The organism is Streptomyces sp. CBMA123, assembly GCF_014596465.1.
Lineage (GTDB): Bacteria > Actinomycetota > Actinomycetes > Streptomycetales > Streptomycetaceae > Kitasatospora.
The window spans coordinates 1-23569 of sequence record NZ_MECK01000043.1; the positions used below are offsets into that span (position 1 = coordinate 1).

Below are 23569 nucleotides of genomic sequence, written 5' to 3' on the forward strand. Positions count from 1 at the left end.
GTCGTCGAGCGGCTGGAGGCGGCCGCCGGGGCCGTGCGGGTCGGGCGCGAGGGCGGTTCTGGGGGCCACGGCGGGCGTCTCCTCTCGTGCGGTGGGCGGTCGTACGGCTGGGCGGTCGTACGGCGGGGCGGGTGTGCGGGTGTGCAGGCGTGCGGGTGTGCGGTCCGGGAGGTCCGCGCCGTCGACGTTAACGGGTGGGTCTGACAACGATGACCTGGGGTGTATGGGCACGCGGGATGACACCGCGTAGGGTCGGCGAAATGACCGAGAACCCGTTCTTCGCAGCCAGCCCGCTGGTCTACGAACTGCCTCCCTACGCCGAGATCCGGGAGGAGCACTACCTGCCCGCCTACGAGCGCGGGATGGCCGAGCAACTGGCCGAGATCGCGGCGATCACCGGCAGCCCGGCCGTGCCGACCTTCGAGAACACCCTGGTGGCCCTGGAGCGGTCCGGCGGGCTGCTGCGCCGGGTGGACGCGGTGTTCCGCAACCAGTCCTCCTCCGACACCACCGACCTGCTGGACGAGGTGGAGGCGAAGGTCAGCCCGCTGCTCGCGGCCCACCACGACGCGATCCACCTGGACCGGGAGCTGTTCGCCCGGATCGAGGCGCTGCACGCGGACCGCGCCGCGCTGGGCCTGGACCCGGAGTCGCTGCGGCTGCTGGAGCGCTGGTACACCGCGTTCGTCCGCTCCGGCGCCCGGCTGGGCGCGGCCGAGCAGGCCCGGCTGCGCGAGCTGAACGCCGAACTCGCCGCGCTGGGGACCACGTTCCAGCAGAACGTGAACGCCGCCACCCGGGCCGCCGCGCTGGTGGTGGACTCCGCCGAGGAGCTGGCCGGGCTGTCCGAGGGCGCGATCGCCGGTGCGGCGGAGAACGCCCGGGTGCTCGGCCACGAGGGCAAGTACGTGCTGAGCCTGAAGAACACCTCGACCCAGCCCGAGCTGGCCCAGCTCGCCGACCGCTCGGTGCGCGAGCGGCTGCTGGCCGCCTCGCTCGCCCGGGGCACCGGGGACAACGGCCCGCTGGCGATCCGGCTGGCCGCGCTGCGCGCCGAGCGGGCCGTGCTGATGGGCTACCCGAGCCACGCCGCGTACGTGGTGGCGGACGAGACGGCCGGCACGGTGGAGGCGGTGTCCGGGCTGCTGGCCCGGCTGGTGGAGCCGGCCGTGGCGAACGCCCGCCGGGAGGCCGCCGAGCTGGCCCGGGTGGCGGCCGAGGACGGCGTGGCGGAGATCGCCGCGCACGACTGGGCGTACTACTCGGAGAAGGTCCGGCAGGCCTCCTACCAGGTGGACACGGCGGCGCTGCGTCCGTACTTCGAGCTGGAACGGGTGCTGAAGGACGGCGTGTTCTTCGCCGCGAAGCTCGCCTACGGGCTGAGCTTCACCGAGCGGCCGGAGCTGACGGCGCACCATCCGGACGCCCGGGTCTTCGAGGTGTTCGAGGAGGACGGCACCCCGCTGGGCCTGTTCATCGGGGACTTCCACGCCCGGGCGTCCAAGCGCGGCGGGGCCTGGATGGACGAGCTGGTGGCCCAGTCCGGGCTGACCGGGCGGCGGCCGGTGGTGCTGAACAACCTCAACGTCCCGCGCCCGGCGCCGGGTGAGCCGGCGCTGCTGAGCTGGGACGAGGTGCGCACCATGTTCCACGAGTTCGGGCACGCGCTGCACGGGCTGTTCTCGGACGTGCGGTACCCGCTGTTCGCGGGCACCGCGGTGCCGCGGGACTTCGTGGAGTTCCCCTCGCAGGTCAACGAGATGTGGATGGTCCGGCCGGAGGTGCTGGCCAACTACGCCCGCCACCACGCCACCGGGGAGCCGCTGCCGGCCGAGCTGGTCGAGCGGATGACCGCGGCCGAGGGCTTCGGGCAGGGCTTCCGGACGGTGGAGTACCTGGCGGCGACGCTGCTGGACTGGGCCTGGCACACCCTGCCGCAGGACCACCGGGTCGCGGACGCCGAGGAGTTCGAGGCGCGGGCGCTGGCGGAGGCCGGCATCGCGGTGCCGGCGATCCCGCCGCGCTACCGCACGCCGTACTTCCAGCACATCTTCTCCAGCGGCTACAGCGCCGGGTACTACGCGTACATCTGGTCGGAGGTGCTGGACGCGGACACCGTGCGGTGGTTCGAGACCAACGGGCGCTCGGTGCGGGACAGCGGCGAGCTGTTCCGGCGCGAGCTGCTGGCGCGCGGGTTCAGCCGGGACCCGCTGGAGTCCTTCCGCGCGGTGGTCGGCCGGGCGCCGGAGACCGCGCCGCTGCTGGCCCGCCGGGGGCTGGCCTGATCAGCGCGGGGTGAGGGCCACCGTCACGGGTGTCCCCGGGCGGGTGTGCGGGAGCCGGATCCGTACGGTTCCCGCGCGTCCGGCCGTGGGCTGCTCGACCTCGACCCGGGCGTCGGCGGGGGAGACGGTGACCCGGGCGCCGCGGGGGAACGCGGCGGGCGGCAGGACGAGTTCGCTGGTGCGGCCGGTGCCGTCAGCGGTCCAGCGGACGGCACCGTCGGTGGTCCGGACGCCGGTGCCGGCGACGGCCGCCGGGTACGGGCCGAAGGCGGGTCCGTCGCCGGGGGCGGGGCGCCCGGTGGGGTCGAGGGCGCAGTAGCCGCCGGTGCCGCGGCACCAGTACCACATCGTCCAGCCCTCGGTGAAGCCGTCCATCGCGGCGACCTGGCGGCGCACCAGCAGGGTGTTGCCGGGGGTGCGGGAGTCGGGCGGGCCCCACTCGCCGACCAGGACGGGCAGCCGGTGGGCGACCGGGTAGCCGCTGATCGCGGCGGTGTACTGCTCGACGAAGCCGTCGGACTGGTCCCAGTCGGCGCCGTTCTCGACCGCGGTGTCGTAGAAGTGCGGGGCGTAGCCGAGCCGGGGCGCGCCGGGGCGGGGGTCGGTGAAGCCGGGGAGCCGGGTGGGCACGCCCTGGCCGACCAGGACCGTCGGTTCGACGAACAGCCAGGCGCGGGAGTCGACGTGGCGGACGGCGGTGATCAGGCGGCGGTACATGTCGGCGAGCCGGCCCTGTTCCAGGGCGGCGGAGGCGGCGGCGAGCACGGCCGGGTCGGTGGGGTCGCCGTCCACCGGGCCGAACGGCTCGTTGAACAGGTCGTAGCCCAACAGGGAGCGGTGGCCGCGCAGTTCGCGGGCGAGCCGGGTGTAGAAGTCGGCCTGCCAGGCGCGCAGGTCGGGGTCGTCGTAGAGGTGGCGGAAGGCGGCCTGGACGGCGGGCTGGAAGTAGCCGGCGAACCAGTCCTTCGGGTCGGGGGTGAACGGCAGTCCGTCGTCACGGGTGGCCCAGGCCGGGATGCCGTTGCTGCCGCCGCCGAACTTCGGCCCGTAGACGTCCTGGTGGAAGTCGACCAGCACGAGCAGGCCCACGTGGTCGGCCCAGCCGAGGAGTTGCTGGATCCGGTGCAGTTCGGCGGGGTCGAGGCGGCCGTGTTCGGGCTCCAGCCTGGTCCAGGAGACCGGCAGTCGGACCAGGGTGAAGCCCTGGGCGGCGATGGATGTGAGGTCGGCCTCGGTGGCCTCGGCGTACTTGTCGAGGTTGAAGCCGCGCAGCTGGAGCCGGCGGCCCTGGTCGTCGGTGAGGGCGGTGCGGCCGTCCGGGCCGGTGGCGGTCCCGGTGGGGAAGTGGGCCGGGGGGCCGCTGGGGCCGCTGTGGGCGGTGGCCGGGGTGGCGCCGCCGAGGGCGGCGGTGGCGGCGAGCAGCAGGGCGACGGCGGTGCGGCGCAGGCGCATCGGGGACCTCGCAGCGGCGGGGACGGGGCCCTGATGATGCCCCTGGCTCGGGGGCCGGCACAAGGGTCGTGCGCGGAACGGGAGTTCAGCCGGCTGCCGGGCTCGGCGGCTCGGCCGGGGCGGCGGGCAGGACGGCGGTCGGCAGGTCCGCGGCGGCGGCCAGGCGGCCCCAGAGCAGGTCGGCCAGGGCCTGCACCATCCGGGTGCGCGAGCAGGGTCTGGTCTCCAGCCACCAGTCCCCGGCGGCCAGCACCATGCCGGTGATGCCCCGGCCCCAGGCCTCGGCGAGCAGGTCGCGGTCGGCGCCGAGGTCGACCTGGTTCTGCACGGCCCGGGTGATCTCCCCGGCGATCTGCCGGAGGGCGGGGGCGAGGGCGTTGCCGGCGCCGCTCGGGTCGCCGGGTTCGGGGTGGGTGAGCAGCCGGTAGACCTGGGGGCGGGCCTCGATCCCGGCCAGGTAGGTGTCCAGGACGTGCTCGACCCGGTCGCGGCGTTCCAGCGGTTCGGCGAGGGCGGCCCGGACGGCGGCCAGCAGCCCGCTGGTGTGGCGTTCGGTCAGGGCGCCGATCAGGCCGTTCCGGTCGCCGAAGTGCCGGTAGAGGATCGGCTTGGTGATGCCGGCCTCGGCGGCGATGGCGTTCATGCTGGCGCTCGGCCCCTCGCGCTGGATGACCCGGTCGGCGGCGTTGAGCAGCTGCTCGCGGCGGGGCTCTCGGGACATGCGCTACTCCTCGGATCGTGGGGGGCCTGGGCGTTGACACCGGTTACCAATCAGTAGCAGACTCCGACGATGTTACCCGGGGTAACACCCCGGTGGGTCGCATCCGGCGACCGCGATCCCTGCGTCGTATCCCTTCTGCGGAGGCTCCACCATGAGCAGCACGTTCTCGCTGGACCCGGGCGCGGACCAGCTCGCCGTACGCGACTGGCTGCACGGCTTCGCCGCCGACGTGATCCGGCCCGCCGCGGCCGAGTGGGACGAGCGGGAGGAGACGCCCTGGCCGATCATCCAGGAGGCCGCCAAGCTCGGCATCTACTCGCTGGACTTCTACGCCCAGCAGTACTTCGACCCCTCCGGCGTCGGCATCCCGATCGCCATGGAGGAGCTGTTCTGGGGCGACGCCGGCATCGGGCTGGCCATCGTCGGCACCACGCTGGCCGCCGTCGCGGTGCTCGCCAACGGCACCGACGAGCAGATCGGCACCTGGACCCCGCAGATGTTCGGCACCCCCGACGACGTCAAGGTGGCCGCCTTCTGCTCCTCCGAGCCGGACGCCGGCTCCGACGTCGGCGCGCTGCGCACCCGGGCCGTCTACGACCAGGCCAAGGACGAGTGGGTGCTCAACGGCACCAAGACCTGGGCCACCAACGGCGGGATCGCCGCCGTGCACGTCGTGGTGGCCTGCGTCGACCCGGAGCTGGGCACCCGCGGGCACGCCTCCTTCGTCGTCCCGCCGGGCACCCCGGGGCTGAGCCAGGGCCAGAAGTTCAAGAAGCACGGCATCCGCGCCTCGCACACCGCCGAGGTGGTGCTCGACGGCGTCCGGGTGCCCGGCAGCTGCCTGCTCGGCGGCAAGGAGAAGCTGGACCAGCGGCTGGCCCGGGCCCGGGAGGGCGCCAAGCGGGCCGGCGGCAGGGGCAACGCGGCGATGGCCACCTTCGAGGCCTCCCGCCCGGCCGTCGGGGCGCAGGCGATCGGCATCGCCCGGGCCGCGTACGAGGTGGCGCTGGACTACGCGAAGACCCGGGAGCAGTTCGGCCGCCCGATCATCGACAACCAGGGCGTGGCCTTCCAGCTCGCCGACATGAAGACCCGGATCGACGCGGCCCGGCTGCTGGTCTGGCGCGCCTCCTGGATGGCCGCCAACAACCAGCCGTTCACCGCGGCCGAGGGCTCGATGTCCAAGCTGTACGCGGGCGAGACGGCCAAGTCCGTGACCGCGCAGGCGATGCAGATCCTCGGCGGCAACGGCTTCACCCGGGAGTACCCGGTGGAGCGGATGCACCGGGACAGCGCGATCTACTCGATCTTCGAGGGGACCAGCGAGATCCAGCGGCTGGTCATCGCCCGGGCGATCTCGGGGATGCCGATCCGGTAGCCGGCTACCGGGCGGCCCAGAAGGCGAGCCCGGCGCTGAGGCCGCCCACCACCGCGCCGACGATCGTCTGCGCGGTGGTGTGGTCCCGCAGCACCACCCGGGACCAGCCGATCACCGCGACCAGCGGGTAGAGCAGCAGCCACAGCGGACCGAGCGCGATGCCGAGGCAGGTCACCGCGCCGGCCGCCACGGCGGTGTGCACGGAGACCTTCCACCAGACGGTGATCGCCAGGATCGGGATCAGCGAGGCGAACATCGCCGCCACCATCGCGGTGAGGTCGCGTGGGGCGTCGGCCCGGATCATCACCGCGAAGCTGACGGCGACCGAGCCCATGATGAACGGGATGACGGTCAGCCGGCGCTGCCGGTGGCCGACGTGGCGGTCCTCCAGGGTGCCCTTGCGGATGCCGCGCTGGATGAACAGGGTCGGGATGACGGCCGCGAACAGCGCCGCGAAGGCGGCCCAGCCGAGGCCGGCCCAGCCGTAGCGCAGGGCGCCGATCAGCAGGCAGACCGCGATGATCACGTTCTTCGGCTCGACGCCGTCGGTGACCCGGCGGGCCCAGGTCGTCCGGCTGGTGGGGGCGGTCGTGGCCTCGGCGGTCATCGCGGTGGTGCTCCGGGGGCTGAAGAGCTGGAAAGGGGGCGGGCGACGGCTCGGCGCCGGTCGGACGATCGTACGTGAGCCGCCTCCGCTGCCGGTCCTCGGCGCTGGTCCTCGGCGCTGGTCCTCAACGTCCGTCGGGCCGTGCTGGTCGGAACCGCGGCGGCCGGGGCCGTGCTGGTCGGAACCGCGGCGGCCGGGACCGGGCCGGTCAGAACCGCGGCGGGCGGCCCGCCAGGAACGCGGCCAGCCCCTCGTGCACGTCCGAGGCCTCCCGGGAGCGCCGTTCCCAGGGCTCCAGCGCCTCGCCCGCCCGCTCCGCCGGGACGGCCAGCGCGGCCTTCACCGCGCCGATGGTCTGGGTCGAGCGGCTGGTCAGCAGCCGGGCGAACTCCAGGGCGGCGGCGTCCAGTTCGGCATCCGGCAGGACCCGCTCCGCCAGGCCCAGCGGCAGCGCGTCCCGGCCGCGCACCAACTCGCCGGAGAACAACAGGTACTTGGCCCGGGCCGGGCCGACCAGCCGGGCCAGTCGCAGGGTCGGCACCGCCGGGTAGACCACGCCGAGCTTGGCCGGGGTGATCCCCAGCCGGGCGTCCTCGGCGACGAAGCGCAGGTCACAGGCGACGGCCAACTGGCAACCGCCGCCCACGCAGGCGCCGTGCACCACCGCGAGCGTCGGGTGGGGGAAGGCCGCGAGCGCCTCCTCGGCGGCCACGTTGACGGCGTGATAGGCGTCCGCACGCCGCGGATCGCCGTACACCTCGGCGAGTTCGGTGATGTCGGCGCCCGCGCTGAAGGTGTTCCCGGCGCCGGTCAGCAGCAGGACGCGCACGCCCTGCTGCTCGGCGAGCTGGTCCAGGACCTTGGGCAGCGCCTGCCAGATCGCCAGGGTCACCGCGTTGCGCCGGTGCGGGCGGGCGAACTCCAGGACGGCGACGCCGTCCTCGCCGACGTAGGCGTTCAGGCCCTCGGCCTGGGCGGGCAGGGCGGAGCGGTCCCGCGTGAGCAGCGGCTGGTCCATGCGCACCTCCGGTCGGCGTGGTGCGCCCACTCTCTCAGGCCGGGCGGGCGCCGTACGCCCCGAGGCCGTGCTCGACCGCGGCGAAGGCGCGGCGGGCCTCGTCGAGGGCGGCGGGCAGGGCGTCCTCGGCGCGTTCGCCGCTGAGCATCCGGTGGTGGTTGCCGCCGATCAGGGTCAGCCGGACGGCGAGCAGCTGGGCCGCGGCGACCCGGGCGAGCAGCTCGTCGTGGGCCGGGTCCTGGGCGAGCAGTTCGGCGGCCAGCAGGGTCCGCGCGTGGGGGTCGAAGGCCGCGGTGGCCCGCAGGGCCAGTGCCGGGGTGTTGTGGATGAGCCGGATCACGTCCAGCACCACCTGGTCGTCGTTCAGGCCGGTGGCCGGGTCCCGGCGCTCCAGCGCGGCCAGGAAGTGCTCGCGCAGCGCCGCGACCGCCGAGGTGCCCGGGGCGCGGTCGCGCACCACTCGGGCCGGCTCGTCGAGGTGCTGCTCCATCGGGCCCATGACCAGGTCTTCCTTGGTCGGGAAGTAGTTGAAGACGGTCATCTTGGAGACGTCGGCGGCGGCCGCGATCTGGGCCACCGAGACCTGGTCGAAGCCCCGTTCGGCGAACAGGCCGATGGCCGCGCGGAAGATCCGGATGCCGGTCTGGATCTTCTTGCGCTCGCGCAGCGGGAGTGCGTCGAGGTCGCGGTCGGGGCCGAGGTCCAAGCCGTGGTGGGTCGCCATGAGGGGACTGTACCAGGATCAAAGGTTGACCAGGCAGAAAGATTGGACCAGATGAAGAATTGACCCAGTCCAAAAACACTGCCATGGTGGTGCCGAGCCCGTCGGACCGCACCGGTCGGGGCCAACTCCACTGACTCCGGGGGGACTTCCCTATGGCATCCGCCGCCAGGACCGCGTCCGACCAGGCCGCGTCCGACCAGACCGCGCCCGAGCCGACCGTGACCGACGAGACCACGTCCGAGCCGACCGTGACCGACCTGGCCGGCTCCACCCTGATGACCGCCGCCCAGCGCCAACTCGGCATGCTGCTCTGCCTGGTGACGATCGTGCTGGCCGTGCTCGACTCCAACATCGTCTCGGCGGCCACCGTGCCGATCGTCCGCGACCTCGACCCGGTGCACGGCGTCGACCGGCTGCCCTGGCTGGTCAGCGCCTTCTCGCTGGCCGCCACCGCGCTGCTCCCGCTCTACGGCAAGCTCTGCGACGTCTACGGCGCCAAGCGGGTGCTGGTCGGCGCGGTCGGCACCTTCCTGTTCGGCTCGGCGTTGTGCGGCGCCGCGCAGTCGATGGGCGAGCTGATCGCCTTCCGGGCCGTCCAGGGCATCGGCGGCGGCGGGCTGATGAGCGTGACCATGGTGGTGATGGCCCAGCTCCGGGACCCGCAGGAGCGCGGCGGCGGCAAGGGCGGCGCGATGGGCGGGATCGTCGCGGGCCTCGGCATGGCGGTCGGCCCGCTGGTCGGCGCCCTGTTCACCGACCACCTCGGCTGGCGCTGGATCTTCTACGTCAACCTGCCGCTCGGCCTGCTCGTCCTGGTCGGCGTCGCCCTGGTGATCAGGCTGCCGCGCGACCTCGGCCGGCGTGGCCTGGACTTCCTCGGCTCCGCCCTGGCCGCGGCCTTCGCCACCGGACTGCTGCTGGTCACCGAATGGGGCGGCAAGGACTACGGCTGGACCTCCCCGGTGATCCTCGGGCTCGCCGCCGCCACCCTGGCCGCGCTCGGCCTCTTCCTGTGGCGCCAGGCCACCGCCGCCGAACCGGTGCTGCCGCTCTCGCTGTTCCGGATCCCGGTGGTGCGGATCGGCTTCGCCGTCCAGGGCCTGGTGGGGATGGGCATGATGGGCGCGATCGTCTATGTGATGACCTACCTGCAGATCGCCCGGGGGATCGCCCCGACCTCGGCCAGCCTCTACCTGATGCCGATGGCCGCCGGGATGACCGGGGTCGGCCTGCTGGCCACCCGGCTGATCGCCCGCGGCCACCGGCCGCGCACCCTCCTGATCACCGGTGCGGGCTGCTCGGTGCTCGCCCTGGCGCTGCTCGGACTCAGCGGCCCGGACACCCCGCTGTGGCAGGTCGGCGTCGAACTCGCCCTGCTCGGCGCCGGGTTCGGGCAGCTGATCGGACAGCTGATCACCCTGGTGCAGGACACCGCCCCGCGCCACCAGCTCGGCGTCGCCACCACCGGCATCCGGTTCTTCCAGACCCTCGGCAACGCGCTCGGCGCGGCGCTCTTCGGCAGCGTGCTGGCCCGGGTGTTCGAGGCCGGCGAGCCCGGGCGGTCGCTCGGCGCGGTGCGGACGCTGACCGGCGCGGCCCGGGAGCACGCGGTGCGGAGCTTCACGGATGCCGTGGACGTGGTCTTCCTGTCGGCGGGCGGGGTGATGGTGCTGGTGCTGCTGCTGGCCCTGCGGCTGCGCTCGGTGGAGCCGGTGGAGCCGGTGGTGGCCGAGGCTCCGGCGGGTGCGGGTGCGGGTGCGGAGGAGCCGGCGCCGGCGCCGGCGCCGGCGGCCTGAGCGAGGGCGCGGGGGTGCGACGGAGCGGGGCCCGGTGGACGACGGAGTCCACCGGGCCCCGTGGGCTTTCGCGCCCTGGTCCGGACGCCCTTCCGGCGGGCCGTCAGCGCCGGGCGGCGGCCCACTCCGAGGCCAGGACCGCCCAGATCTCCTTGTCGTGGCGGACGCCGTTGTGCAGGAACCACTCCCGCAGCACGCCCTCGGGCCGCATCCCGACCCGCTCGGCCACCGCCCGGCTGCGGGCGTTGACGGCCGAGCACCACCACTCGGCGCGGTGCAGGCCCCGGGTGGTGAAGGCGTACTCGATCAGCTGCCGGACGGCGGCCGTGATCAGCCCGCCACCCTCGCCGGCCGGCTCGGTCCAGGCGCCGATCTCGCAGTTGCCGCTCTTGGTGTCGAAGTGCACGAACATCACGCCGCCGACCAGCGTGCCGTCCCGCCAGATGCCGTAGATCCGGCCGGAGTCGGTGGCCTGGCGGTCGGCGTAGCGCTGCAGGGTGGCGCGGGCCGAGTCCAGGTCGGTGGAGAAGGTCGCCCACGGGATCCACGGGTCGGTGTGGGCGCGGGCGCGGTCGATGTGGGCCAGGAACTCGGGGGCCTGCCAGGGCTCCAGCGGGCGCAGTTCGGCGTTCTCGGCGAGCGGGACGGAAAACACGGGCGGGCCTCTCCGGGGTGGTGCTGCGGGTGGTCGAGGTCATTCATAACAAACGTTTGGTATGTACGATAGCCCCCATGACGCCAGCCCGTGGAGACCATGACGCCCGCCGCTCGGAAGTCTCCGAGGGGGTGTGGCGGGTGCTCTCCAGCAAGGGCTTCGAAGGGCTCACCCTGCGCGCGGTGGCCGCCGAACTGGGCGCGTCCACCGGTTTGTTGACGCACTACTTCCCGAACAAGCGGGCCCTGCTGAGCCACGCCCTGGAGGAGCTCGACCGGCGCTCCGCGGCCCGGCCCCGGCGGATGGCCCCCGCCGACGGCACCCCGCCGCCGCCCGCCGGGCTGGCCCGGTTGCGGGCCGCGCTGCTCGACGTGCTGCCGCTGGACGAGGCGACCGAGTCCGGCAACCGGATCTGGGTCAGCTCCTGGGACGTCGCCCTGGCGGACCCGGAGCTGGCGGCCGCGCACGCGGGGCGCTACGCCCGCTCGCGGGTGGCACTCACGGCGCACGTGGCGGACGCCCAGCGGCTCGGCGAGCTCCCGGCCGGGGCCGATCCCGCCGGGCTCGCGGCGGGGGCGCAGGCCTTCGTGCTGGGGTTGGTGGTGCAGTCGCTGTTCGCCCCGGCGGAGTTCCCGGCGGAGCGGCAGACCGCGCTGCTCGACGCCTATCTGGCGGGGCTGACGGCTTAGGGCCCTGCCTCGTGGATCCTCGCCCGATCCGCCGAAACCCGAGCGGCGGGCCCCGGCCTCGCGGCGCCCCCGGACTCGTCGGGGCGCTTCTGTCCGGCTTTTGTCGGATTTCGCCGGTCGGCCGGCCGGGGCGGGTTGTTTCGTTCAGGGGTGGGGGATTCGCCCGGAATTCCGGTTTCCCGCCGGGCCGGCTTTCGCGGCGGCCATGACACGCATTGTCACGGGTTATGCGCGGTGGGTGCGGGATTACCCGGAGGTCCGGTACGGCCACGGAAAGTGTTCGCACGCGCGATGGCCTGCGGGAATTGCGGGGTGGCGCCCCCAGCAGGATTCGAACCTGCGACCTACCGCTTAGAAGGCGGGTGCTCTATCCGCTGAGCTATGGGGGCGGGACGGACGGCGCCCTGGCGGGCGTGACCGTGGCCGGGATCGGGCGACGAGCGCTGTGGACGCGCGTAGTCCGGCCCCGTGCCGGAGGGTGGGGGTGGGGGTTGGCGGGCCCTCGCCCTGTCGGGGACAGGATAAGGGTGTCCAGTTCCTCGGCCGGGTGTGACGACACCGTCGTTGGTGTGTCGGTTCGGTGGAGCGGTCCGATAATCGCAGGTGAAGACCGTGCGTGCAGCGGTCTGGGACTGTTCAGGGCCGGACGTTGTGCACTCGTTACGGGGCTGCCTCCCCACCCGTTATGGATTCGACACGGAGAATGTCGCGCCGCCGGCCTGGGTGGGGGGTCCTATTCGGCTTGCTCCGGTCGAGTGACGTGCGCGGACGGCTCCGGTCGGGTCTTGCGCCGCGCTCCGGGGGCGGCCGCGATCAGCCGGTTTGTTGTCATGAGCGCGAAGAGACGGCGGCCTGGCGGTGCACGAAGGCCGAAATTCACCCCTGTGAGTGACGGTCGTTTTTCACCCTGCCGATCGGCCTAGGAGTTGTCCACAGGATTTCAGAACCCGATGGCAGGGATTTCTTCCGGGGCGCACTCTCAGCTCGCACCGCTCGATTCCGTACGGTGCATCGGCGAGAACGGAGGGTGTGCTGTGAATGAGATGCAGGTGACGGTGCTCGGCAATGTCGCGACCGAGGTGAGCTACGGGGAAACCGCCGGCGGGGTGCCGATGGCGAACTTCCAGCTCGGCTGCACCGAGCGGCGGTACGACCGAGAGCGGGCCTGCTGGGTGGACGGCGAGACGCAGTGGCTGAGGGTGACGGCCTGGCGGGCGCTCGCGGTGAACCTGATCGGCTCGCTGTCCAAGGGTGATCCGGTGCTGGTGACGGGCCGGCTGCGGGTGCGGGAGTGGCGGGAGGGGGAGGCGAAACGCAGTCGGGCCGAGATCGACGCCCGGTCGGTCGGGCACGATCTCACCCGTGGTACCTCGGCGTTCCGCTGGGCGACGGGTGTGCGCGGGCAGCCGGCGGGCGCGACGGGGGCGGCCGGCGCGGAGTCCGCGAGCGAGCCGGTGCCCGGGTGGATCGTCAGCGCACTGGAGTCGCGCCGGGCCTCGGGGGTGGCCGTGGCGCCCCGTCCGCTCGAGTTGCTCCCGGGGGCGCGAACGGTGACGGAGCAGCAGGAGGAGGTGTCCGAGGGGGATCGGGGAGGTGAAGACCGGGCGGCGCTGAGCTGACGGGGTGGTGACCCTTCCCTGTCGACAAATATGTTGATCGAGAGAGTCGTTGCGCCCGCACGCGCAATCTCGTCCGGAAAGCAGAAAGTCGAGGGTGGATTCTGGCGACGCGTCAGCTTGTGTGGAACCTGCGGGGGTTGATAACGATCCAGATACGGAATCGTCCTGATTTCGCATGGGGGTTTCGAGGCCTCTGAGGCTCAATAGGATTCGTCTGGTTCACACCCCGCAGCAGTGCCACAGGGGGCACACGCGCGGCACGGCAAGTCGGCGGGCTGCCCAATCGGGCGCGGCCCGCTCCGGAGGGATCCCAGATGTTCAAGAGGCAGGGGCGGGGTCTGTCCCGCATAGCCACTGTCATGCTCACGACCAGCGTTGCGCTGGGCGGAGGCCTGTTCGCGGCCGGTGCGGCGGCTGCGGCCGACACTCCGGCGTCGGGCGTGTCCGCGGTCGTCCAGAACTCGATCTTCGGCGAGAAGGTCGACGTCGACGGCAACACCTACGACGCGGGTCTGTTCACGCTCAAGACCGCTGACGGCGAGCTGAAGACCTACTGCATCGACTTCGGCTTCCCGGTGGACATCCGGAAGAAGATCCAGTACCAGGAGTCGGACTGGTCGACCAGCTCCCTCGGCGACCCGAAGCGCGCGGAGCCCGCCTCCAAGATCCGCTGGATCCTGGAGAACTCCTACCCGAAGGTGTCGGAGAGCTCGCTCGCCGCCTCCCTCAAGATCCCCGGCCTGACCGCCGAGGACGCCGCGGCCGGCACCCAGGCCGCGATCTGGAAGTTCTCGGACGGCAAGAACGCCACCCCGCACAGCGAGGCGGCCACCAAGCTGCGTGACTACCTGATCAGCGGCGCCAACAAGGGCATCGCCGCCGAGCCCAAGCCGTCGCTGAGCCTCACCCCGGACTCCGTCTCCGGCAAGTCCGGCAGCAAGCTGGGCCCGTTCGTCCTCAACTCCAGCGCCGCCGCGGTGAAGCTGGCCGTCACCGGCGACGCCGCCGACAAGGCCAAGCTGGTGGACAAGGACGGCAAGCCGGTCGGCGCCACCCTGACCGGGCCGATCGCCAAGGACACCCAGCTGTTCCTGGACGTCCCGGCCGGTACCCCGGACGGCTCGCTCGCCCTCAAGGCCGACGTCTCCACCGAGGTGCCCAGCGGCCGCGTGTTCCTGAGCAAGGGCTACACCGCCACCGACCACAGCCAGACCATGATCCTGGCCGGCTCCAGCAAGGTCAGCGTCTCCGCCGGGGCCAAGGCCACCTGGAAGCAGGGCAAGGGCGCGCTGATCGACAGCACCGCCAAGATCGAGTGCGCCAGCGGTGGCGTGCGGGTCTCCGTCACCAACGGTGGTGACGAGGCCGGCACCGTCACGGTCGGCAAGCAGCAGCTGACCGTCCAGCCGGGCAAGACCGAGAGCGTGCTCGTCCAGGTCGCCGAGAAGACCGAGTACAAGATCACCGTCGCCGGCCCGAACGGCTACAGCCGCGACTTCCAGGGCGTCCTGGACTGCAAGACCGGCACCGGCAACCCGACCTCGGCCCCGACCGCCCCGGCCACCCCGACCGGCACCGGCACCGCCACCCCCTCGGGCACCCCGAGCGCCGGCGGCGCCCACCCGGCTCCGTCCACCACCAGCGCCGCCCCGGGCACCGGTGGCCTGGCCCAGACCGGTGCCAATGACTCCACCCCGATCCTCGCCGCCGTCGCCGGTGGCCTGGTCGTGGCCGGTGGCGCCGCGGTCTTCGTCCTGCGCCGCCGTGGCCGTCACGGTCGCACCACCGCCTGAACCGCCTGAGCGGGCCACGGAAGGCGCTGACCTCCTGAAGGCCTGAGAAGCGGAACCGGCCCGGTTCCCCGCACCTGCTGCGGGGGGCCGGGCCGTCTGCGTGTCCCGCCGGGGTGTCCCGGTCACGGGGGCGGGGGGCCCGGCGCGGGCAGCCGGGGGCGATCGCCGTATCGCCGTACGGGGGCGGGGGAAGGGAGCCGGGGTCGGGAGCCGGGGGCGATCGCCGCAGGGTGGGGCGGGCAGCCGGGGGCGATCGCCGTACCGGGAAGGGCCGGATACCCCGGTGGGGTCACCTGGGCGGTTCGGGGCTCCCGGCCGGGTGCGGCACAATGGAACGCTGCAAGACGAATACTCCCGACGACGCCGGAGCGATCTCACGTGGCGGAATACATCTACACGATGCGCAAGGTGCGCAAGGCTCACGGAGACAAGGTCATCCTTGACGACGTGACGCTCAGCTTCCTCCCCGGAGCGAAGATCGGCGTCGTGGGCCCCAACGGTGCCGGTAAGTCCACCGTGCTGAAGATGATGGCCGGCCTGGAGCACCCCTCCAACGGCGACGCCTTCCTCTCGCCCGGTTTCACCGTCGGCATGCTGCTCCAGGAGCCGCCGCTCGACGAGACCAAGACGGTCCTGGAGAACGTCCAGGACGGCGTCAAGGAGATCAAGGGCAAGCTCGACCGCTTCAACGAGATCGCCGAGCTGATGGCGACCGACTACTCGGACGCGCTGCTCGACGAGATGGGCAAGCTCCAGGAGGAGCTGGACCACGCCAACGCGTGGGACCTGGAGGCCCAGCTGGAGCAGGCCATGGACGCGCTGGGCTGCCCGCCCGGCGACTGGGCCGTCACCAAGCTCTCCGGTGGTGAGAAGCGCCGCGTCGCGCTCTGCAAGCTGCTGCTGGAGGCCCCCGACCTGCTGCTGCTCGACGAGCCCACCAACCACCTGGACGCCGAGTCGGTGAACTGGCTGGAGCAGCACCTGGCCAAGTACGCCGGCACCGTCGTCGCCGTCACCCACGACCGGTACTTCCTGGACAACGTGGCCGGCTGGATCCTGGAGCTCGACCGCGGCCGCGCGATCGGCTACGAGGGCAACTACTCCACCTACCTGGAGAGCAAGCAGTCCCGGCTCAAGGTCGAGGGCCAGAAGGACGCCAAGCGCGCCAAGCGGCTCAAGGAAGAGCTGGAGTGGGTCCGCTCCAACGCCAAGGGCCGCCAGGCGAAGTCCAAGGCCCGTCTCGCTCGCTACGAGGAGATGGCGGCCGAGGCCGACAAGATGCGGAAGCTGGACTTCGAGGAGATCCAGATCCCGCCGGGCCCGCGTCTGGGCAGCGTCGTCATCGAGGTCGAGAACCTCAACAAGGCCTTCGGCGAGAAGGTCCTGATCGACGACCTGAGCTTCACCCTGCCGCGCAACGGCATCGTCGGCATCATCGGCCCGAACGGCGCGGGCAAGACCACCCTGTTCAAGATGCTCCAGGACCTGGAGACCCCGGACAGCGGCACGGTCAAGGTCGGCGACACCGTCAAGATCAGCTACGTCGACCAGACCCGCTCCAACATCGACCCGAAGAAGACCCTCTGGGAGGTCGTCTCCGACGGTCTGGACTGGATCAACGTCGGCCAGGTCGAGATGCCGTCCCGCGCCTACGTGTCGGCGTTCGGCTTCAAGGGCCCGGACCAGCAGAAGCCGGCCGGTGTGCTCTCCGGTGGTGAGCGCAACCGCCTGAACCTGGCGCTCACCCTCAAGCAGGGCGGCAACCTGCTGCTCCTCGACGAGCCCACCAACGACCTCGACGTCGAGACGCTCTCCTCGCTGGAGAACGCCCTGCTGGAGTTCCCCGGCTGCGCCGTGGTCATCTCCCACGACCGCTGGTTCCTGGACCGAGTGGCCACCCACATCCTCGCCTACGAGGGCGAGAGCAAGTGGTTCTGGTTCGAGGGCAACTTCGAGTCGTACGAGAAGAACAAGATCGAGCGACTGGGCGCCGACGCCGCCCGTCCGCACCGGGCCACGTACAAGAAGCTGACCCGAGGCTGACATCCAGCTGTCACAACGGCCCGGCAGACTGCCCTCCGGGGCGGCCTGCCGGGCCGCGGCCCGTCACCGAGGTTCGGCGGCGGGCGACCGGACACCGAGGAGAACACCCGTGGCTCGCCACATCTACGCCTGCCCGCTGCGCTGGTCCGACATGGACGCCTTCGGGCACGTCAACAACGTGGTCTTCCTGCGCTACCTGGAGGAGGCCCGGATCGACTTCATGTTCACCCAGGCCGCCGAGGCCGGTGCCGGGGAGTTCGCGGGCGGTTCGGTGGTGGCCCGCCACGAGATCGACTACAAGCGTCCGCTGGTGCACCGGCCGGAGCCGGTCACCGTCGAGACCCGGGTGACGCGCATCGGCAGCGCCTCGCTGACCGTCTCCTACGACATCAAGGACGTCCACGAGGACGGCTCCGAGACGGTGTACGTCCGCGCCTCCACCGTGGTCGTGCCCTACGACCTGGCCGAGGGCCGGCCGCGCCGGATCTCGCCGGTGGAGCGGGAGTTCCTCTCCCGGTTCATGGACGAGGCCCCGGTCGGCGCGGCAGTCTGAAAGTCCCCGGATCCCCGAGTTCCCGGATCCCCGAACCGATTCGAGCTGAGCCGCGTTGACCGTCACCGCCCGCCTCGCCCTGACCGACACCGGTGAGGCCGCCGACCTCTCCGCCTTCCTGCTGCGCCTGCTGCGCTTCGACAAGGCGGCGGCCGTGCGGCTGCAGGCGGTCGACCCGGCCGGGGCGGACGGCGTGCTGGCGGTCTTCGGGCGGCTGCCGCTGGGCGGTTCGGGCGCGCTGGTGATCCGTACGGCCCGGCTGAGCGGCCTGGACGAGCCGGTGGACCTGACCGTCTCGGCGGGCCAGCTGCTGGACGGCGTGGACACCGAGGCGGGCGCCGTGACGCTGCCCGCGCCGGTGACCGGTCCGGCCTGGGCCGGGCTGCTGCCGCCGCGGGCCGGCTGGCGGCCGGCCGGGGCCCCGCCGGTGGCCGAGGTGTACCCCGAACTGATGGCGGGGGTGCGGGAGTTCAGGGAGCGCACCGAGGCCGTCCCGGAGCAGTACCGGGGCCGCGGGGTGCTGGACCGGCTGGCGGACGAGATCTGGTCCCGGCCGGTCGGCGTGCTGCCGGAGCTGCCGCTGCGCGCGGTGCACGCCGCGTACGTGATCGGCTTCCTGAAGCCGGGCGCCGCGCTCTCGGTGCACCGGGCGGGCGGCTGGCTGCGGCTGAGCGCCCCGGCGGGTTCGGTGGTGGTGCGGACGGCGGCCGCGCCGGGTGCGGGGCTGGGGCTCAGTCCGCTCCGGTGACGCGGAGCCGGGGGCTCAGCCCGGGGTGTTGATCATCGAGGCGGCGGCGTAGGTCAGGTAGTCCAGCAGCTGTCGCTCGTGCTCGGCGGGCAGGTCCAGGCTGGCCACGGCGGCGCGCATGTGCGTCAGCCAGGCGTCGTGCGCGGCCTTGTCGACCTTGAACGGCGCGTGCCGCATCCGCAGTCGGGGGTGGCCGCGGCGCTCGCTGTAGGTGCGCGGGCCGCCCCAGTACTGCATGAGGAACAGGGCCATCCGCTCCTCGGCCGGGCCGAGGTCCTCCTCGGGGTACATCGGCCGCAGCAACTCGTCCTCGGCGATGCCCTCGTAGAAGCGGCGGGTCAGCAGCCGGAAGGTCGGCTCACCGCCGACCTGCTCGAAGAAGGTCTCCTCGCTGAACGTGCCTCGCCCGATCTCTGTCACCCGACCATGGTCGCAGACGCCGACGGGGTCGTACACCGGGACCAAAGGCGTACGACCCCGTCGGGCCGGAGGTGTCAGGAGGGGAGGATCAGGCGTCTTCCCACTTGAACAGCTTCCAGGCGATGCCGGTCAGCACGGCCGCGAAGAGCAGCAGTCCGCCCATGGTCGGCAGGGCGTCGGCGATGCCGCCGCCGCGGGTCAGCACGGTCTGGGCGGTGTCGACCAGGTAGTGCAGCGGCATGACCTTGGAGACGGTCTGCAGCCAGCCCGGGGCGCCGTCCATCGGGAAGAACGAGCCGGACAGGAACGACATCGGCAGCACGATGATCTGCGAGATGCCGTTGGCCGCCTCCTCGGTCTTGGCGACCGAACCGGCCAGCAGGCCGATCGACATGAAGGCGAGCGTCGCACAGGCCACCAGCGGGAGGACCAGCCACCAGTTGCCGGTGAGCTTGAGCCCGAAGAAGCTGGTGGCGACCACCAGGAAGACGCTGGTCTGCAGGAACGCGGTGAGCAGCGAGACCAGGATCCGGGAGCTGACCACCGTGCCGGCGTTGATCGGCGCCAGCCGCAGCCGGCGCAGCACCTTGGACTTGCGCCAGTTGACCAGGGTCAGCGCGGCGCCGAAGACCGCGCCGGTGGCGACGGCCCAGCCGAGCAGGCCCGGGGTGAGGAACTGGATCGGCTTGAGCGACTTGTCCTCGACCTGCTGGGAGTCCAGCACGTAGGCGGCCGGCTGGTGGGTGGCCTGCTGGTTGGCCTCCTGGACGACCGAGTTGAGGATGCCCTGGAGCGCGCCGGCCCTGACCTGGTCGGCGGCGGTGTAGCGCAGCTCCACCGTGCCGTCCGGGCCCTGCTTGATCATCGCGTCGAAGTCGCCCTTGCGGACCTTCTCCAGCGTGCCGGCCTCGTCGTCGGTCCTGGTGATGGTGAGGACCTTGTCCAGGCCGGTCCGCTGGTCGCCCTGGATCGAGTCGAACAGCTTCACCGCGCCGACCTGCGCGACCTTGGCGTGCGGGCTGCTGGAGCCCTTGGTCACGGAGCCGAAGAAGACCAGGAACACCAGCGGGAACAGCAGGACGAAGAAGGTCGCGGTGCGGTCGCGCTTCATCCCGAGCAGCATCGCGCGGGACAGGCTCCAGAACGCGCTGACCCGCTCCCGCCCCTCGGCGGCGCCGGCCGAACCACCGCGTGGTGCGGGGGCCTTCGGCTCGGTGGAGGTGGTGGAGGTCATGCGCGGAACTCCCGTCCGGTCAGCTGGAGGAAGACGTCCTCCAGGGTGGCGCCGCGCACTTCGAGGCCGCGCAGCGCGTTCTGCTCGGCGAGGACGCTGAGGACCGGGGCGGGAAGGCGGGTGGAGACGGAGAGCGAGACGGTGTCGTCCTCCAGGGTGGCGATGTCGGAGCCGGCCACGGCCAGCAGTTCGCGGGCCCGCTCGAGCGGCAGCTGGCCGGAGGCCACGCTGATCCGGACGGTGTCGTCGATCTCGCGGATCAGCGCCGCCGGGGCGCCGGTGTGGAGGATCTTGCCGTGGTCCATGATCGAGACCCGGTCGCAGAGGACCTCGGCCTCGTCCAGGTAGTGGGTGGTCAGGACGACGGTGCGGCCCTCGGCGTTGATGTCCCGCAGCAGGTCCCAGAGGTTGCGGCGGGCCTGCGGGTCGAGGCCGGTGGTGGGCTCGTCCAGGAAGACGAGCTCCGGGTCGTGGGCCAGTGCGCAGGCGATCGACAGGCGCTGGGCCTGACCGCCGGACATCTGGTCGGTGAGGGTCTCGGCCTTGTCGGCGAGGCCGACCCGCTCCAGCATCGCGTCGGCCCGCTTGGAGCCGACTCCGTAGAACGACGCGAAGGTGCGGATGGTCTCCCGGGCCGTCAGTTTCCGGAAGAAGGCGGAGGCCTGGAACTGCACGCCGATGCGCGGCAGCAGTTTCGGATTGCGCGGCCAGGGGGCCATCCCCAGCAGTTCGACCCGGCCCTCGTCGGGCTTCCGGACCCCTTCCAGGATCTCCATGGTGGTGGTCTTCCCGGCGCCGTTCGGGCCCAGGATCCCGTAGAATTCGCCGGCCTCGACGGTGAGTGAAACCCCGTCGACGGCCTGCACGTCCCCGTACCGCTGGCGGATGCCGTCAGCGGATATTGCAGCAGTCATGAGGCCAGAGAATAGGGGTTTCGGAGGGTCTTGTGCACACCGGGGACGGGGATTTGTGGAATCCCTGAGGAAGCCGCAGAGAAAACCGGGCCGGGCGGAAAGTCGAATTCCGCCCGGCCCGGCCGGATTTGTCGCTGACGCGTGCTCAGGAGTAGGTCAGGAGCGGTGCATCGTGATCGTCGTCCAGGCACCGACGTGGATCCGGTCGCCGTCGCTCAGCGGTACGGCGGTGTGCGGGGCGATCGGTTCCGCGCCCCCGTTCACGGTGGTGCCGTTGGTCGAGCCCTGGTCGACCAGGACCCAGCTGCCGTCCGCCTGTTCGGCGAGCAGCGCATGCTGGTGCGAGGCGCCCGGATCCTCCGGCGGCACCGACAGGTCGATCTCCGGGACGGTGCCCCGGTGCTGGCTGCGCCGGCCGATCCGCAGCTGGCCGCGGCCGGTCAGCGGGATGCGGCGCTCGGGGCAGTACGGCGGGAAGAACAGGCCGGCCGCCTCGGGGCCGCTGCGGGCCATCATGTCGGTGAAGTAGTCGCGGTCGGCCGAGACCACCGCGATCCAGTTGGCCCGGACCGGCTCGGCCGGGACGCCCTCCGGCTGGGCCTGCGGCTGGGACTGCGGCGGGGCCAGGTGGAAGGAGGTGCCGAAGTCGCCGCCGCGGGTGTTCGGGCCGGGGCCGGCCGGCTGGGCGTACACCGGGCCGGAGTCCTCGCGGACCGGGGCCTCCGGGAAGGCGCCCTCCGGCGGAGGGTAGCCGTAGGTGTGGGGGTACTCCGGCTGCTGCGGGTACCCCGGGGCCTGCGGCTGGTGCGCCTGGTGCGGCTGCGGCGGGACGGGCGGACCGGGCGGGGCCTGCGCCGGCTGCGCGGTGCCGCCGTAGGCCGCCGGGATGTTCAGCGGCGGGGGCTGGGCCGGGCCGGGCGCGGGTGCGGGTGCGGGTGCGGCGCCGGCCGGCACCTGGCGGCGCGAGGGGGTGGACAGCTCGTAGTCGTAGCCGCACTCCTCGCAGAACCGGCCGGTCTGCGGGCTGCGGCAGATCGGGCAGACGGCCAGGCCCTCGGTGAGGCCGTGGGGTGCGCCGGGCGGCGGTACGGCCCCGGGCGGCGGGTAGCCGCCGGGCGGGGGGAACGCTCCGGGCGGGGGCGGCGGGACGGCCCCCGGGTGTGCCGGGGGCGCGGGCGGCGCGCCGTAGTGGGCACCGCCGTGCTGCGGATACCCCGGGTGGGCGCCGGCGGCCGGGTCGGCGCCGGACGCGCCCGGGTACCCCCCGTGGGCGCCGGGTGCCGGGGCCGGCGGAGTCATCGGGAAGCCGCAGAAGTCGCACCAGTCCTCGGCCTGCGACTCGTGGCCCCTCGGGCAGATCGGCATCAGGTCCCCCTCGTTTCGGGCCGGTGCGGTGCGGCGTGGCGCCGGGCGGCCGGCCCGATCACGTCTTCAGCGGTCACTTCTTCACACGTACCGTCTTGGTCGACCGGGTCTCAAGGGTCATCGAGTCGGCCTCGCTCACGTTCTTACGGAACCGAACCGTACCCTCCTTCGGGTCCACCACGTCCACCACCTTCTGCAGCAGCTTGAAGGTGCCGTCGTTGCCGGTCGCGTGGGCGATCCGGACGGCGGCGCCCAGCTTGGCGGTGGCGGTGTCGACGTCCCCGGCGCGGTGGGCCTCCAGGCCCTCCTGGATCGAGGAGGCGAGTTCGGCCTGCCCGGTGTAGTGGGCGACCTGCGGGCTGATCCGGGTCGAGGAGGCGAGGTCGTCCGTCCAGACCGCCTTGACCAGGCCCTGGCTGAGCACCTCGGGGGTGCCGCCGCCGACCTGCGGGGGCAGCACCAGGCTGATCCGGGCGGCGAGCATCTCGTTGCCGACCGAGGCGGCCGGGACCTCGACGCAGACGTGGTAGTCGCGGCTCTCGTCGCCCCAGGAGCCGGTGGGGTAGTCGCCGGCCCGGGGGCCGGCCTCGGCCCGGCGGCCGGTGAGGTCCTCGACGGCGGGGGCGACCTGCTTGACGAACTTGACCGCGGCGTTGGCCGGGGTCCAGATCCGCAGGGCCACGTCGGCGACCTGCTTGCCCATCGCGCCGGTCATCATCGAGCGGAAGTCCTCGGCGAGGCCGGAGGGTTCGGCGACGATGTCGGTGGTGCCGAGCAGCGCCGAGGAGATCTTGCGCAGTTCGTCGATCCGCCAGTCGGTGCCGACGCCGCGGCAGTCGGCGGTGAAGTGGCCGGTGACCCGCTCGATGTTGCGGGCGAGGTCCTCCGCCGACTCGTGCTCGTTGTTGCCGTCGGTGAGCAGGATGGCGTGCCGGATGGCGATGTCGCGGCGGGTGAGGAAGAGCTTGTCGGCCTTGGCCAGCCAGGTGCCCATCGCGGTGCCGCCGGCCGCGGTGAGGCGGCGCAGCGACTCCTTGGCCTGCTCCCGGGTGCTCGCCGAGGCGGTCGCCAGGGTGCCGTCGCCGGGGTAGATGTCGCGGGCCTCGTGGGTGCCGGCCACCACGGCGAAGGCGGTGCCGTCGCGCAGCGCGTCGATGGCGGCGGCGGTGGCCTCCCGGGCTCCGTTGATCTTGGTCTTGGGGTAGTCCATCGAGCCCGAGCAGTCGACCAGGATCACCACGGCGGCGTTGGCGTCGCCGCCCGGCCGGCCGACGTCGGTGATCCCGAGCGGGCGGCCGCCGGAGGTGCCGCCGCCGGTGGAGGTGACGGTGACGATGGCGTTGACCTCGCGGGCGCCGTCGGCCAGGTACTCGTTCTGGAAGATCTCCACGTCGAACCTGGGCAGGTTCGGCTTCGCCAGTGTTGCCATGGGGCGGTGGCTCCCGTCGGGTGAAAGGTGGATGCGATCGGGTCGGTGGGGCGGTCCGGCGGACGGGGGCCGTCGGACCGTTCGCGGCGGGCCGGTCAGGCCGTCGGCGGGTGCGGCGGCTGCGGC

General features: G+C 72.7%; 21 protein-coding genes and 1 tRNA gene. 9 read left to right on the forward strand and 13 right to left on the reverse strand.

From position 1 onward, the window contains the following. The coding region (locus BG452_RS45365; protein WP_223241885.1) for a hypothetical protein at positions 1 to 207 on the reverse strand (207 nt) is incomplete at its 3' end. Positions 208 to 260: 53 nt separating this feature from the next. On the opposite strand from BG452_RS45365, the gene BG452_RS07370 reads away from it, so the two are divergent. Next, complete coding sequence (locus BG452_RS07370; protein WP_188303375.1) at positions 261 to 2285, forward strand: M3 family metallopeptidase; 2025 nt, start codon at positions 261 to 263, stop codon at positions 2283 to 2285. On the opposite strand, the gene BG452_RS07375 is transcribed toward BG452_RS07370, so the two are convergent. Both BG452_RS07375 and BG452_RS07380 read right to left on the reverse strand, forming a co-directional pair. After that, positions 2286 to 3737 carry a cellulase family glycosylhydrolase gene (locus tag BG452_RS07375; RefSeq protein ID WP_188303376.1) on the reverse strand — a complete coding sequence of 484 codons (1452 nt, stop codon included), beginning with the start codon at positions 3735 to 3737 and terminating at the stop codon, positions 2286 to 2288. An 85-nt stretch (positions 3738 to 3822) separates the two neighbouring features. Further along, entirely contained in the window at positions 3823 to 4458 is a 636-nt protein-coding gene (locus BG452_RS07380; protein WP_188303377.1) for a TetR family transcriptional regulator, read from the reverse strand. Positions 4459 to 4609: 151 nt separating this feature from the next. Here BG452_RS07380 and BG452_RS07385 point away from each other — a divergent pair, with 151 nt between their 5' ends. Further along, on the forward strand, positions 4610 to 5836 hold the full coding sequence (locus tag BG452_RS07385) for an acyl-CoA dehydrogenase family protein (protein WP_188303378.1): 1227 nt from the start codon (positions 4610 to 4612) through the stop codon (positions 5834 to 5836). A 4-nt stretch (positions 5837 to 5840) separates the two neighbouring features. Here the strand turns inward: BG452_RS07385 and BG452_RS07390 are convergent, their stop codons facing one another. From BG452_RS07390 to BG452_RS07400, 3 genes are all read right to left on the reverse strand, one after another. Next, positions 5841 to 6443: a hypothetical protein gene (locus BG452_RS07390; protein WP_223241886.1), complete on the reverse strand. Its 603-nt coding sequence runs from the start codon at positions 6441 to 6443 to the stop codon at positions 5841 to 5843. Between the two features lie 208 nt (positions 6444 to 6651). Continuing rightward, a complete protein-coding gene (locus BG452_RS07395) occupies positions 6652 to 7461 on the reverse strand; it encodes an enoyl-CoA hydratase/isomerase family protein (RefSeq protein ID WP_188303379.1) in 810 nt (269 codons plus the stop codon). Between the two features lie 34 nt (positions 7462 to 7495). Next, entirely contained in the window at positions 7496 to 8185 is a 690-nt protein-coding gene (locus BG452_RS07400; RefSeq protein WP_188303380.1) for a TetR family transcriptional regulator, read from the reverse strand. A gap of 152 nt (positions 8186 to 8337) precedes the next feature. Here BG452_RS07400 and BG452_RS07405 point away from each other — a divergent pair, with 152 nt between their 5' ends. Then, positions 8338 to 9981 carry an MFS transporter gene (locus BG452_RS07405; protein WP_411292897.1) on the forward strand — a complete coding sequence of 548 codons (1644 nt, stop codon included), beginning with the start codon at positions 8338 to 8340 and terminating at the stop codon, positions 9979 to 9981. Positions 9982 to 10084: 103 nt separating this feature from the next. On the opposite strand, the gene BG452_RS07410 is transcribed toward BG452_RS07405, so the two are convergent. Continuing rightward, complete coding sequence (locus tag BG452_RS07410) at positions 10085 to 10636, reverse strand: GNAT family N-acetyltransferase (protein ID WP_188303381.1); 552 nt, start codon at positions 10634 to 10636, stop codon at positions 10085 to 10087. 77 nt (positions 10637 to 10713) lie between these two features. Here BG452_RS07410 and BG452_RS07415 point away from each other — a divergent pair, with 77 nt between their 5' ends. After that, a complete protein-coding gene (locus BG452_RS07415) occupies positions 10714 to 11325 on the forward strand; it encodes a TetR/AcrR family transcriptional regulator (RefSeq protein WP_188303382.1) in 612 nt (203 codons plus the stop codon). 313 nt (positions 11326 to 11638) lie between these two features. Here BG452_RS07415 and BG452_RS07420 read toward each other — a convergent pair. Then, a tRNA-Arg gene (locus tag BG452_RS07420) sits at positions 11639 to 11714 on the reverse strand. Positions 11715 to 12368: 654 nt separating this feature from the next. Here BG452_RS07420 and BG452_RS07425 point away from each other — a divergent pair. From BG452_RS07425 to BG452_RS07445, 5 genes are all read left to right on the forward strand, one after another. Continuing rightward, positions 12369 to 12944: a single-stranded DNA-binding protein gene (locus BG452_RS07425; protein ID WP_223241889.1), complete on the forward strand. Its 576-nt coding sequence runs from the start codon at positions 12369 to 12371 to the stop codon at positions 12942 to 12944. A gap of 359 nt (positions 12945 to 13303) precedes the next feature. Next, on the forward strand, positions 13304 to 14737 hold the full coding sequence (locus BG452_RS07430; RefSeq protein WP_188303384.1) for a Cys-Gln thioester bond-forming surface protein: 1434 nt from the start codon (positions 13304 to 13306) through the stop codon (positions 14735 to 14737). Between the two features lie 378 nt (positions 14738 to 15115). Next, positions 15116 to 16780, forward strand: a complete 1665-nt coding sequence (gene ettA, locus BG452_RS07435; RefSeq protein ID WP_188303385.1) for an energy-dependent translational throttle protein EttA — start codon at positions 15116 to 15118, stop codon at positions 16778 to 16780. 109 nt (positions 16781 to 16889) lie between these two features. Then, complete coding sequence (locus tag BG452_RS07440; protein WP_188303386.1) at positions 16890 to 17333, forward strand: acyl-CoA thioesterase; 444 nt, start codon at positions 16890 to 16892, stop codon at positions 17331 to 17333. A 55-nt stretch (positions 17334 to 17388) separates the two neighbouring features. Next, complete coding sequence (locus BG452_RS07445) at positions 17389 to 18081, forward strand: hypothetical protein (RefSeq protein WP_188303387.1); 693 nt, start codon at positions 17389 to 17391, stop codon at positions 18079 to 18081. A gap of 15 nt (positions 18082 to 18096) precedes the next feature. Here the strand turns inward: BG452_RS07445 and BG452_RS07450 are convergent, their stop codons facing one another. The 5 genes from BG452_RS07450 to BG452_RS07470 form a co-directional block, all read right to left on the reverse strand. Then, the gene (locus tag BG452_RS07450) at positions 18097 to 18501 is read right to left on the reverse strand and encodes a globin (RefSeq protein ID WP_188303388.1); all 405 of its coding nucleotides are present in this window, start codon (positions 18499 to 18501) and stop codon (positions 18097 to 18099) included. 88 nt (positions 18502 to 18589) lie between these two features. After that, on the reverse strand, positions 18590 to 19735 hold the full coding sequence (locus BG452_RS07455; RefSeq protein WP_188303389.1) for an ABC transporter permease: 1146 nt from the start codon (positions 19733 to 19735) through the stop codon (positions 18590 to 18592). Continuing rightward, on the reverse strand, positions 19732 to 20649 hold the full coding sequence (locus tag BG452_RS07460; protein ID WP_188303390.1) for an ATP-binding cassette domain-containing protein: 918 nt from the start codon (positions 20647 to 20649) through the stop codon (positions 19732 to 19734). Before BG452_RS07460 ends, BG452_RS07455 begins: the two co-directional genes overlap by 4 nt. A gap of 156 nt (positions 20650 to 20805) precedes the next feature. After that, positions 20806 to 22014 (reverse strand): FHA domain-containing protein, encoded by a 1209-nt coding sequence (locus tag BG452_RS07465; protein ID WP_188303391.1) that lies wholly within the window; start codon positions 22012 to 22014, stop codon positions 20806 to 20808. Positions 22015 to 22087: 73 nt separating this feature from the next. Then, on the reverse strand, positions 22088 to 23443 hold the full coding sequence (locus tag BG452_RS07470; protein ID WP_188303392.1) for a vWA domain-containing protein: 1356 nt from the start codon (positions 23441 to 23443) through the stop codon (positions 22088 to 22090). Positions 23444 to 23569 lie beyond the last annotated feature (126 nt).